Source organism: Candidatus Galacturonatibacter soehngenii, from assembly GCF_008830185.1.
Classification (GTDB): Bacteria; Bacillota; Clostridia; order Lachnospirales; family Lachnospiraceae; genus Lachnotalea; species Lachnotalea soehngenii.
The window spans coordinates 1-12,749 of record NZ_WAGX01000007.1 but is presented as its reverse complement, the minus strand read 5'-3'; the positions used below and the strand labels follow the sequence as shown (position 1 = coordinate 12,749).

Here is a 12,749-nt window from a genome sequence, read left to right as displayed (position 1 = left end):
TGTTTATAACCTGTTAAAATTGTGTTTATATTTAGATTTTTTTTAATCTTATGTTAATTTTATATTTTTTTATACATAACGTACTTAAATGTTTTTAACATAGTTTTAGATGTCTAATCTAATGATAATTATTAAGCCTTTAAGGGTTATTCACTTTTTAACACCCCCTATTATTAAGACTACTAATTTACTTTATAATTATTTACAACAAAATCCAGAGAGGAGTTATTCACAATGAAAATAATTTGTACAAAATCTGATTTATTACATGGTGTTAATATTGTATCCAAAGCCGTACCATCAAAAACTACCATGGCAATTTTAGAATGTATCTTAATTGATGCATCAACAAATGAAATTAAACTAACAGCAAATGATATGGAACTTGGAATTGAAACAAGGATAATTGGTGATATCAAAGAAAAGGGGATTATAGCTTTAGATGCTAAGATTTTTACAGATATTGTAAGAAAATTACCAGATAATGATGTAACAATCGAAACAGATGCCAACTTAAAAACTACAATCACCTGTGAAAAAGCAAAGTTTAATATCATTGGAAAATCAGGAGAAGATTTTTCTTATTTACCTTATATAGAAAAAAATTATTACATTTCCATATCACAATTTACATTAAAAGAAGTGATAAGACAGACAATATTTTCAATTGCTGATAACGATAATAATAAGTTAATGACTGGAGAATTAATTGACATAAAAGGGGATGAATTTAAAGTTGTTTCCTTAGATGGACATAGAATATCTATACGTAACATTAAATTAAAAGAAAGTTATGACGATAAAAAGGTAATAGTACCAGGTAAGACTTTAATCGAAATTAGTAAAATTCTAACAGGTGATTTATCATCTGAAGTAAAATTATTCTTTACAGATAAACATATCGTATTTGAATTTGACAATACTACAGTAGTATCAAGATTAATCGAAGGTGAATACTTCAAAATAGAACAGATGTTAACCAATGATTATGAGACAAAAGTCAAAATAAATAAAAAAGAATTATTAAGCTCAATTGACAGAGCGACTCTTCTTGTAAAAGAAGGTGATAAAAAACCAATCATCATCAATATTTTAGATGGTAAAATGGAACTAAAGATTAATTCTTTTATTGGATCTATGAATGAAGAAATTGATATAACCAAAGAAGGAAAAGATATTTTAATTGGCTTTAACCCTAAGTTTTTAATTGATGCACTGCGAGTAATAGATGACGAAGATATTGATATTTATTTTGTAAATCCAAAAGCTCCATGTTTTATTAAAGATGCAGAAGAAAAATATACATACCTAATTCTTCCTGTCAACTTTAATTCTGTAGCAAACTAAAACAAGTTATGTAAACCATTAAAGAAGGTGGTAAAATGGAAATTAAATTAAGAGATGAATATATTAAATTAGGTCAAGCTTTAAAAGCAGCTGGTCTTGTAGAATCTGGAGTTGAGGCAAAAGATGTAATCATTGAAGGATTGGTAAAAGTAAATGGAGAAGTAGAATACCAAAGAGGTAAGAAGTTACATGATGGAGATATTGTTACTTTTGATGGTGAAGAAATTCAAATAAAGGCATAATTGATAGTTGGTGTAAAATGTTTATTAAATCGCTGAAACTTGCAGATTATAGAAATTATAACGAGTTAGATATTGAATTTGTCAATGGTACAAATATATTGTACGGTGACAATGCACAGGGAAAAACAAATATCCTCGAAGCTATCTATTTATGTGGAACTACAAAATCTCATAAAGGCAACAAGGATCGAGAAATCATTCAATTTGAAAAAGATGAAGCACATATAAGAAGTATTATAGAAAAAAATAATATGGAATATAAAATCGATATTCATCTAAGAAAAAATAAGACAAAAGGGATTGCAATTAATGGAATACCAATAAAGAAAGCCAGTGAACTTTTTGGTATTGTTAATTTTGTGTGTTTTTCTCCAGAGGACTTAAATATTATTAAAAATGGTCCTTCCGAGCGAAGAAGATTCATGGACTTAGAGTTATGTCAACTAGATAAACTATATTTATACCATCTAACCAAATATAATAAAATTGTGAATCAAAGAAATAAATTATTAAAGGATATCCCTTTTCAAAAAGAACTAAGGGATACCCTTTCCGTTTGGGATTTGCAATTGGTGGAATATGGTATTAAAATAATAGAAAGACGAAACGTATTTATTCACCAGATAAATGAAATTATTTATGAAATACATAAAAAATTATCAGGTGGGAAAGAAGAATTAATAATTGAGTATGAACAAAATGTAAGTGAAAAGGATTTTTTTTCAAAGTTACAAAGTAATATTGAAAAAGATATCAAATTTAAAAATACATCGGTTGGTCCTCACAGAGATGATTTAAACTTTTTAATAAAAAACGTAGACATAAGAAAATACGGATCACAAGGTCAACAAAGAACAGCCGCCTTATCACTTAAGTTATCAGAAATTGATTTAGTAGAAAAGATAATGAATGATAAACCAATTTTATTACTGGATGATGTGTTGTCTGAACTTGATTCAAACAGGCAAAACTATTTATTAGACAGTATTAATCATACACAGACTTTAATTACTTGTACTGGATTAGATGAATTTATTAACAATCGCTTTTGTATTGATAAAATATATAAAGTAAAAGAAGGTACAGTAAAAGTAGAAAATTAGTATTTTGAATAAATATAGGTTATTTATTCAAATGGCGTTAAGTCGCTTAGAAAGGAGTTTAGCATGAGTGCTGAGTACGGAGCAGATCAAATACAGATATTGGAGGGACTGGAAGCAGTTAGAAAAAGGCCAGGTATGTATATTGGTAGTACATCAATAAGAGGACTTCACCATCTTGTTTATGAAATAGTAGACAATGCAGTGGATGAAGCACTTGCAGGATATTGTGATACCATTGATGTTACAATTAATAAAGATAATTCCATTACCGTTATTGACAATGGACGTGGTATACCTGTAGGAATTAATCATAAAGCCGGAATTCCTGCTGTTGAGGTTGTATTTACGATCCTTCATGCCGGTGGAAAGTTTGGCGGTGGAGGATACAAAGTGTCTGGAGGACTGCACGGAGTTGGAGCATCTGTTGTAAATGCCTTATCAGAGTGGCTAGAAGTTACTATTTATAGCGACGGAAAAATATACAACCAACGCTATGAACGTGGACATGTTAAATATTCATTAAAGGTGATTGGAGAATGTCCACAAGAAAAGACAGGTACAGTGGTTACTTTTTTACCAGACAAAGATATTTTTGAAGAAACAGTATATGAATATGACATATTAAAGACCAGACTCAGAGAAATGGCCTTTTTAACTAAAAATTTAAAAATTATTCTAAGAGATGATAGAGAAGAACCTCAAGTAATGAAAGAATTTCATTATGAAGGAGGAATCAAAGAATTTGTATCCTATCTAAATAAAAGTAAAAACGAGCTATATAATGATATTATTTATTGTGAAGGTAGTAAAGATAATGTGTATGTTGAAGTAGCGATGCAACACAATGATTCTTATACGGAAAGTGCATATAGTTTTGTAAATAATATCAATACTCCAGAAGGTGGAACCCACTTAGCAGGGTTTCGTAATGCAATAACGAAAACTTTTAATGACTATGCAAGATCAAATAAACTTTTAAAAGAGAATGAAACAAACTTATCAGGCGAAGATATTAGAGAAGGTTTAACTGCAATTGTAAGTATAAAAATTGAAAATCCTCAATTTGAAGGTCAGACAAAGCAAAAATTAGGTAACAGTGAAGCACGTGGGGCTGTTGATAGTATTGTAAGTGAACAATTAACATATTATCTAGAGCAAAATCCACAGATTGCAAAGCTAATTCTTGAAAAGTCAATTCTTGCACAAAGAGCCAGAGATGCAGCAAGAAAAGCAAGAGATTTAACAAGAAGAAAAACGGCATTAGAAGGAATGGCACTTCCTGGTAAACTTGCTGATTGTTCGGATAAAGATCCAAAAAATTGTGAAATTTACATTGTAGAGGGAGATTCTGCTGGAGGAAGTGCAAAAACAGCACGTTCCAGAAATACCCAAGCTATTTTACCACTACGTGGTAAAATTCTAAACGTTGAGAAGGCTCGTCTAGATAAAATTTATTCCAATGCTGAAATAAAAGCAATGATTACTGCATTCGGAACTGGAATTCATGATGATTTTGATATATCAAAGCTTCGTTATCATAAAATAATAATAATGACAGATGCCGATGTAGATGGAGCTCATATCAGTACTTTATTATTAACCTTTTTATATCGATTTATGCCAGAATTAATCAAAGAAGGTCATGTATATTTAGCACAGCCGCCTTTATATAAAATCGAAAAAAATAAAAAAATTTGGTATGCTTATAACGATGAGGAACTAAATAAAATTTTGCTTGAAATCGGTCGCGATACAAATAACAAAGTTCAGCGTTACAAAGGTCTTGGTGAAATGGATGCAGAACAACTTTGGGAAACCACCATGGATCCAGAAAGAAGAGTTCTATTAAGAGTAACAATTGATGAAGAATCTTCATCAGAAATTGATTTAACCTTTACAACCCTTATGGGAGATAAAGTAGAACCAAGACGTGAATTTATAGAAAGTAATGCAAAATATGTGAAGAATCTTGATATTTAGTTGATATCACGATTGTTTATATAAGACGGAGGAAACATAAATGGATGACAATATTTTTGATAAAATTCATGAAGTGGATTTGAAAAAGACCATGGAGAATTCTTACATTGACTATGCAATGAGTGTTATTGCATCTCGTGCACTACCTGATGTAAGAGATGGTTTAAAACCAGTTCAACGAAGAGTTTTATATTCAATGATAGAACTAAACAATGGACCTGACAAACCACACAGAAAATGTGCACGTATTGTTGGTGATACCATGGGTAAATATCATCCCCATGGAGATAGTTCTATATATGGAGCTTTGGTTAATATGGCTCAAGAGTGGTCAACCAGATATCCATTGGTAGATGGTCATGGAAATTTTGGATCTGTCGATGGTGATGGAGCTGCGGCAATGCGATATACCGAGGCACGTTTAAGTAAAATATCCATGGAAATGACTGCTGATATCAACAAGGATACAGTATATTTCACACCAAACTTTGATGAAACAGAAAAAGAACCAGTTGTATTACCTTCTAGATATCCAAATCTTTTAGTAAATGGTACGACAGGTATTGCTGTAGGTATGGCAACTAACATACCGCCTCATAATTTAAGAGAAGTAATCCAAGCAGTAGTTAAAATTATTGACAACCAGGTTCTAGAAGATAAAGAAACAGATATAGATGAATTAATTAGTATTGTAAAAGGTCCAGACTTTCCAACAGGTGCAACCATTCTTGGAAGAACTGGAATAGAAGAAGCATATCGTACAGGTAGAGGAAAGATAAGAGTACGAGCTGTTACAGATATTGAACCAATGCAAAATGGAAAAAATAGAATTGTTGTAACAGAATTACCATACATGGTAAATAAGGCAAGACTCATTGAAAAGATTGCAGAACTTGTAAGAGATAAAAAGATTGATGGAATCACAGATTTACGTGATGAATCAGATCGTACAGGTATGAGAATTTGTATTGAACTTCGAAGAGATGTAAATGCAAATGTAATCCTCAATCAATTATTTAAGCATACACAACTTCAAGATACATTTGGAGTCATTATGCTAGCTTTAGTGAATAATGAACCAAAGGTATTAAACCTTTACGAAATGCTGCATTATTATCTTCTTCACCAAAAAGATGTTGTTACCAGAAGAACAAAATATGAATTAAATAAAGCGCAAGAGCGTGCCCATATTTTAGAAGGTTTATTAATTGCACTTGATAATATTGATGAAGTAATCCATATTATTCGTTCCTCTAAAAATGTTGCAGACGCCAAAGAAAAATTAATTGAAAGATTTGGACTAACCGAAGTACAGGCTCAAGCAATTGTTGATATGCGACTACGTGCATTAACAGGCTTGGAGCGTGAAAAGTTAGAAGCAGAATACAAAGAACTCATGGAAAAAATTGCCGAGTTGAAGGCAATTCTTGCAGATGAAAAATTATTACTCGGAGTCATAAAAGAAGAAATTTTAATTATTGCGGAAAAATTCGGTGATGAAAGAAGAACTTCCATAGGATATGATGAAAGCGAAATTTCAATTGAGGATTTAATTCCAAATGAAAATACAATCATTGCAATGACAAGCTTAGGCTATATCAAAAGAATGACAGTAAATAATTTCAAGAGCCAGCATAGAGGTGGAAAAGGAATTAAAGGAATGCAGACAATCGAAGAAGATTTTATTGAAGATCTTCTAATGACGACTACACATCACTTTATTATGTTCTTTACGAATAAGGGAAAAGTATATCGTCTAAAAGCCTATGAAATACCAGAGTCAGGAAGAACAGCCAGAGGAACTGCTATTATTAATCTATTGCAGCTTACTCCTGGTGAAAAAATAACAGCCATTATTCCAATGAAAGAATACAAAAAAGGTCGTTATTTATTTATGGCTACCAAAAATGGTATTGTGAAGAAAACTGATATTACGGAATACCAAAATGTTAGAAAAACAGGTCTTCAAGCAATTACACTTCGAGAAGATGATGAATTAATTGAAGTAAAAACAACAAACAATGATAAACATATTTTCTTAATTACAAAACATGGTCAATGTATTAGATTCAGTGAAACAGATGTAAGAGCAACTGGAAGAAGTTCTATGGGTGTAATCGGTATGACTTTATCAGACGGTGATGAAGTAATCGGAATGCAACTTGATACACAAGGAGATTCATTGCTAATCGTATCAGAATTTGGACTTGGAAAACGAACCTTTATTGATGAGTTTACAGTACAATATCGTGGAGGTAAGGGAGTAAAATGCTATAAGATTACAGAAAAGACTGGTAATGTAATTGGAGTGAAGGCAGTTTCAGATCAAAACGAAATTATGTTAATCACAACAGAAGGTATTATTATTCAATTAATGGTTTCAGATATTTCTGTTTTAGGAAGAATTACTTCAGGTGTTAAATTAATTAACATGGAAGATAATATTACAGTTGCAAGTATTGCAAAAGTAAGAGAAAACTCAAATGTGACAGAAGAAGATGTAATAAAACAATTAGAAGAAGAATTGAGTCAAGAATGAAAAAACTTAAAAAATAATTAATTAAAAACAAGACTTTTAAAACTAAGCGAAACAGATTCTATGTTTATCTTAAAGTAAAAAGTCTTGTTTTTTATTATAATGATTGATAAAAAAATATATCTATTATATGATAAGAAATAATTAGTAAGGATATCTTGTTAAAACATAGTGATAGTTTGGAGGAATTATGAAAGAGTTAAAAAAAGAGAATATAATAAAATATATTCCCCTCTCACCGTTTATAATATTTTTTATATTAATAATTTTTCAATACTTAAATGTATTTATTTATTTTGATGATTATGGATTTGCATCTTTAAGCTATAGTAATAGCATTGAAGGGGTAAATGGCCTTAATTATAATTTAAGTCAACTTTTAAAATTTCTATATCTTTATTATATGGATTGGGGAGGAAGAGTAATCAGTTTCGGAACAGAAGCTTTATTATTAAAAAATGGTGTTATGGTTATGCAAATTGCCATGGCAATTACGGTTACATTAATCCTCTTTTTTACTTATAAAATAATAAATATATATAATAATAAAAATAAATGGTTTACATCGCTTTTCTTATGCGGATTATTTGGATTGATACATATTGGAATGCTTAGAGATTCCTTTTATTGGTATACTTCAGCAGTTATTTATGTTATGCCATTCATGCCATATTTGATCGGGATTTATTTCTATTCTAATCAAATCCAAACACAAGTAAATGAAAATTTAAAATCCAATAATAGTAGACTCCTCCTGATTAAGAACATTCTTATAGCATTTATATTATTTATAGCATCCTTTTCACAAGAACAGGTTTCTATATCATTAAGTTTTGTTGTGATAGCATTAGTAGTCTATCAATATATTTCTACAAAAAAAATACATTTATGGGATTATGTAAACTTGATTACTACAATAGTTGGAACGCTACTTGTTGTATTTGCTCCTGGAAATAGAAAGAGAATGGAAGAAAAAATAGAATTTTATAATACTCCTATCATTCAAAGAACCGTTGCAAATGTAGATTCTATATTGAAGGAAGTATTTGGATACAAATTTCTTTACATAATGGCCGTCTATATTTTAGCACTATTAGCATTAGGCGTGCTTATGATGATAAAAAGGCAAGGAAATAAAATTATTAATGCTATTTTTATCATAGTTAATCTAATATTGACGATTGTATATTTTATAATAAAGGAACCCATATATGCATATCTCGAAAATAAAGTAAGTAAAGGTGTTTTAATGATTCTGCTTCTTTGTTATATCACTTTTATTATTTTTCAAATTACAAGTTATTATATTGGATGTAAAAAATATATATTGTTAATAGTTTTTTGGGCATCAATGTGTACCATATCTTCTATGACATTTATTCCAGCTATTACAATTAGATGTTATGTACCATTTGTTATTTTAAGTTTTGGAATTATAACAAGCTTGGCTTCTGATTTTGTAAATGAAATAAAATACGGTTTTGTAATAGGTGTGATAGGACTTTTTATATTACTGCCATTTTCTTATAAAAACTACTCCATTATTTACGATGGATATAAAGCAAATTATGGTTATCACATTCAAAATGACAATGAATTAAAAAATGCATCTAAAAAAATAAAAGAAGGAAATCAAATAAAACATGTAACCTTGCAAAAATTAAACAATACCATATGTTCAAATATTATGCAGTATGAAGAAGGTGCAGAATTTATTAAAGTATGGATGTGTGAGTATTATGATTTGCCACAAGAAATTAAATTCGTATGGAATGATTAATATTACATTAATTAGGAGGCCTTAATGATTAGAGAAATTAACGTAAATGAAGTTACAGAATGTATTAAAGAGATGTGTATCGAGGCAAATCATTTTTTATCAAATGATATGGATTTAAAAATGAGAGAAGCAGTTAAGGAAGAAGAATCAATCGTTGGAAAACAAATATTGAATCAATTACAAGATAATTTAAAAATTGCTGGAGAAGAAATGATACCGATATGTCAAGATACAGGTATGGCTGTAATATTCATGGAGATTGGACAAAATGTTCATTTTATTGAAGGTGATTTAAATGAAGCAATCAATGAAGGAGTTCGCCTTGGATATCAACAAGGATATCTTAGAAAATCTGTAGTAAAAGACCCAATTGAACGTGAAAACACAAAGGATAATACACCTGCCATTATTCATTATGAAATAGTTTCAGGAGATAAAGTAAAAATAACAGTGGAGCCAAAGGGATTTGGAAGTGAAAATATGAGTCGTATTTTTATGTTAAAACCTTCAGATGGGATTGAGGGTGTGAAAGCTGCAGTAATAACAGCAGTAAAAGATGCTGGTCCCAATGCATGTCCACCAATGGTAATAGGAGTTGGGATAGGAGGAACCTTTGAAAAATGCGCGCTCTTAGCAAAAAAAGCACTAGTAAAAGATATAACTAAACACTCAGATATTGCATATGTAAAACAGTTAGAGATAGATTTGTTAAGAGAAATCAATCAATTAGGAATAGGGCCAGGAGGACTTGGCGGAAAAATGACAGCACTCGCCGTTAACGTTGAAACCTATCCTACACATATAGCAGGACTTCCTGTTGCGGTTAATATATGTTGTCATGTCAACAGACATATAGTAAAACATATATAAATTGTGGATAATTATTAAAAAAATAAAAGAGTATGTGAATAATAAGGTAATTGAGTAATTTTATATAAACGGAGGATAATATGGATAGACAATTAAAATCACCTCTTAGTGAAAAAGATGTAATGGATTTAAGGGCTGGTGACTATGTATATATTACTGGAATAATCTATACAGCCAGAGATGCTGCACATAAAAGGATGTTTGAAGCACTAGAAAATGGAGAAGAACTGCCTTTTGATGTAAAAAATAATATTATTTATTATATGGGGCCATCACCAGAAAGAGAAGGAAAAGTAATTGGCTCAGCAGGTCCAACTACAAGCAGTAGAATGGACAAATATACACCCTCCCTATTAGACTTGGGATTAAAAGGAATGATAGGAAAAGGAAAACGAAATGATTCTGTAAAAGATGCTGTTGTAAGAAACGGCGCTGTTTACTTTGCAGCAGTAGGTGGAGCAGGAGCATTACTTTCAAAAAAAATTATAAAATCAACTGTTATTGCATACGATGATTTGGGAACAGAAGCAATTAGAGAATTAGAAGTAAAAGAATTTCCAGTCATTGTAGTAATGGATTCACTTGGTAATAATCTATATGAGAATGTTGTAGGATAAAAAAATGAAAAGAATAATGTTAATGGTTCTTATGAACTTATTTGTAGCACCAATTTGGTTTATTAAGCTATGTGTTTATGGAAAAAATGAAAAGTATTCAAAAGAAAAGATATATGCTTTACTAAAACATATCATTTTACATGCAAATCGTTCTGGAAGAGTAAAGATAGAATCTTATGGATTAGATAATTTGCCAGACAAAGATGGATATATTATGTTTCCAAATCACCAAGGATTATTTGATGTACTTGCTTTTTTTGAATCACACCCAACACCATTTACAGTAGTCGTAAAAAAAGAAGTAGCACAAGTTATATTTTTAAAACAAATACTTAGAGCTATGAAGGCGCAAGCAATTGATAGAAATGATGTAAAACAGTCTTTAAAAGTAATTAATAAAATGTCTGAGGATGTAAAACAAGGTATTAATTATATTATCTTTGCAGAAGGAACCAGAAGTAAAAATAATTCTTTATTGGATTTTAAAGGTGGCAGCTTTAAGAGTGCTATATATGCAAAGTGTCCGATTGTTCCGGTGGCACTAATTGATTCCTATAAAGCATTTGATACCAGTTCAATTAAAAAGCAAACGGTTCAAATACATTATTTATCTCCTATCTATTATGAAGAGTATAAAAACTTAAAATCAACAGAGATTGCAAAAATAGTAAAACAAAAAATAGAAGATGAGATTCGACTATTTAGTAAATGATTTAAGATATAATAGAAGAGATTATTATAATTATATTATTTTGAGGTAATAATAAATTGTAAGATAAGGGGTACAAAGAGAAAATAAATAAAATAGTAAGTCTCACAACATTTTATTACTTTGTATTAGATTTTGAAGAAAAAAATTAGAAAAAGTTGCCATACTATTATAGAAGAAAAAAAGATTACAAATAATTGTAAAATTTAATTGACAAACATAAACGTCTCTAGTATAATAACTTTTGCGTCGAGTGACGTGATAATTTAATAAAATTAGTAATTCAGGCAATATGGAGAAATACTCAAGTGGCTGAAGAGGTGCCCCTGCTAAGGGTATAGGTCGTTTATAGCGGCGCGAGGGTTCAAATCCCTCTTTCTCCGTTCTTTTTTATGAAATAACTTTCAAAAAGTTATTGACAAGCATTGATTTAGATGATATGATGTAAATCCACTACGGGAAAGTAGTAAATGTGCGTGTGAAAGAGTTCAAGGTTCACACGTTGTTTTATCTCTTAAATCAGATAACTGATAAAAAAGAAAAATAAAAAAGTTGTTGACAAGGAACACGGGTTATGATATCCTATAAAAGTTGCAAGTCACACAGCAACAAAAGAAATGACAATGAACATTGATAACTAAACAGTAATTACAACCTTGAAAATTCAACGGTTTTCAAAGAAAACCAAGAGAAAAATTCAGAACAAAGTATCCATCTTAACAGATGAGATACGACCTAAAAAACAGTAATTAACGGAAAATAAGCTAGCAGCTTTTTGACGTTAGGATATAAACTTTTATTGAGAGTTTGATCCTGGCTCAGGATGAACGCTGGCGGCGTGCTTAACACATGCAAGTCGAACGAAGCACTTTTTCTTCTTCGGAAGAGAAAGTGACTGAGTGGCGGACGGGTGAGTAACGCGTGGGTAACCTGCCTTATACAGGGGGATAACAGTTGGAAACGACTGCTAATACCGCATAAGCCAACGAGGCCGCATGGCCTAGTTGGAAAAGATTTATCGGTATAAGATGGACCCGCGTCTGATTAGCTAGTTGGTGAGGTAACGGCCCACCAAGGCGACGATCAGTAGCCGGCTTGAGAGAGTGAACGGCCACATTGGGACTGAGACACGGCCCAAACTCCTACGGGAGGCAGCAGTGGGGAATATTGCACAATGGGGGAAACCCTGATGCAGCAACGCCGCGTGAAGGAAGAAGTATTTCGGTATGTAAACTTCTATCAGCAGGAAAGAAAATGACGGTACCTGACTAAGAAGCCCCGGCTAACTACGTGCCAGCAGCCGCGGTAATACGTAGGGGGCAAGCGTTATCCGGATTTACTGGGTGTAAAGGGAGCGTAGGTGGCGATGCAAGTCTGATGTGAAAACCCGGGGCTCAACCCCGGGACTGCATTGGAAACTGTGTTGCTAGAGTGCAGGAGAGGTAAGTGGAATTCCTAGTGTAGCGGTGAAATGCGTAGATATTAGGAGGAACACCAGTGGCGAAGGCGGCTTACTGGACTGTAACTGACACTGAGGCTCGAAAGCGTGGGGAGCAAACAGGATT

General features: G+C 31.5%; 9 protein-coding genes, 1 tRNA gene and 1 rRNA gene. All 11 read left to right on the top strand.

Going from position 1 to position 12,749, the window contains the following annotated elements; all coding sequences use genetic code 11:
* Nucleotides 1-234 precede the first annotated feature (234 nt).
* The gene (gene dnaN / locus F7O84_RS14845; RefSeq protein WP_151147010.1) at nucleotides 235-1,347 is read left to right on the top strand and encodes a DNA polymerase III subunit beta; all 1,113 of its coding nucleotides are present in this window, start codon (nucleotides 235-237) and stop codon (nucleotides 1,345-1,347) included.
* 35 nt (nucleotides 1,348-1,382) lie between these two features.
* The gene (locus F7O84_RS14840; RefSeq protein WP_151147007.1) at nucleotides 1,383-1,589 is read left to right on the top strand and encodes an RNA-binding S4 domain-containing protein; all 207 of its coding nucleotides are present in this window, start codon (nucleotides 1,383-1,385) and stop codon (nucleotides 1,587-1,589) included.
* A gap of 17 nt (nucleotides 1,590-1,606) precedes the next feature.
* Entirely contained in the window at nucleotides 1,607-2,692 is a 1,086-nt protein-coding gene (gene recF / locus F7O84_RS14835) for a DNA replication/repair protein RecF (RefSeq protein WP_151147005.1), read from the top strand.
* Nucleotides 2,693-2,755: 63 nt separating this feature from the next.
* Entirely contained in the window at nucleotides 2,756-4,672 is a 1,917-nt protein-coding gene (gene gyrB / locus F7O84_RS14830; RefSeq protein WP_151147003.1) for a DNA topoisomerase (ATP-hydrolyzing) subunit B, read from the top strand.
* Nucleotides 4,673-4,712: 40 nt separating this feature from the next.
* Nucleotides 4,713-7,211 (top strand): DNA gyrase subunit A, encoded by a 2,499-nt coding sequence (gyrA, locus tag F7O84_RS14825; RefSeq protein ID WP_151147001.1) that lies wholly within the window; start codon nucleotides 4,713-4,715, stop codon nucleotides 7,209-7,211.
* A 187-nt stretch (nucleotides 7,212-7,398) separates the two neighbouring features.
* Nucleotides 7,399-8,988, top strand: coding sequence for a DUF6056 family protein (locus tag F7O84_RS14820; protein WP_151146999.1), 1,590 nt, complete (start codon nucleotides 7,399-7,401; stop codon nucleotides 8,986-8,988).
* A gap of 24 nt (nucleotides 8,989-9,012) precedes the next feature.
* Complete coding sequence (locus F7O84_RS14815; protein ID WP_151146997.1) at nucleotides 9,013-9,858, top strand: fumarate hydratase; 846 nt, start codon at nucleotides 9,013-9,015, stop codon at nucleotides 9,856-9,858.
* A gap of 80 nt (nucleotides 9,859-9,938) precedes the next feature.
* Entirely contained in the window at nucleotides 9,939-10,475 is a 537-nt protein-coding gene (locus tag F7O84_RS14810; RefSeq protein WP_151146994.1) for a Fe-S-containing hydro-lyase, read from the top strand.
* A 4-nt stretch (nucleotides 10,476-10,479) separates the two neighbouring features.
* Nucleotides 10,480-11,187, top strand: coding sequence for a lysophospholipid acyltransferase family protein (locus F7O84_RS14805; RefSeq protein WP_151146992.1), 708 nt, complete (start codon nucleotides 10,480-10,482; stop codon nucleotides 11,185-11,187).
* 291 nt (nucleotides 11,188-11,478) lie between these two features.
* Nucleotides 11,479-11,567: transfer RNA gene (locus F7O84_RS14800), tRNA-Ser, on the top strand.
* A gap of 412 nt (nucleotides 11,568-11,979) precedes the next feature.
* Nucleotides 11,980-12,749, top strand: a 16S ribosomal RNA gene (locus tag F7O84_RS14795); the annotation flags it as partial.

Bases quoted from the DNA above. Each gene is read 5' to 3' on its own strand.
- gyrB (WP_151147003.1), top strand. From the start codon at position 2,756: ATGAGTGCTGAGTACGGAGCAGATCAAATACAGATATTGGAGGGACTG.
- F7O84_RS14805 (WP_151146992.1), top strand. From the start codon at position 10,480: ATGAAAAGAATAATGTTAATGGTTCTTATGAACTTATTTGTAGCACCA.
- F7O84_RS14840 (WP_151147007.1), top strand. From the start codon at position 1,383: ATGGAAATTAAATTAAGAGATGAATATATTAAATTAGGTCAAGCTTTA.
- F7O84_RS14810 (WP_151146994.1), top strand. From the start codon at position 9,939: ATGGATAGACAATTAAAATCACCTCTTAGTGAAAAAGATGTAATGGAT.
- recF (WP_151147005.1), top strand. From the start codon at position 1,607: ATGTTTATTAAATCGCTGAAACTTGCAGATTATAGAAATTATAACGAG.
- gyrA (WP_151147001.1), top strand. From the start codon at position 4,713: ATGGATGACAATATTTTTGATAAAATTCATGAAGTGGATTTGAAAAAG.
- F7O84_RS14815 (WP_151146997.1), top strand. From the start codon at position 9,013: ATGATTAGAGAAATTAACGTAAATGAAGTTACAGAATGTATTAAAGAG.
- F7O84_RS14820 (WP_151146999.1), top strand. From the start codon at position 7,399: ATGAAAGAGTTAAAAAAAGAGAATATAATAAAATATATTCCCCTCTCA.
- dnaN (WP_151147010.1), top strand. From the start codon at position 235: ATGAAAATAATTTGTACAAAATCTGATTTATTACATGGTGTTAATATT.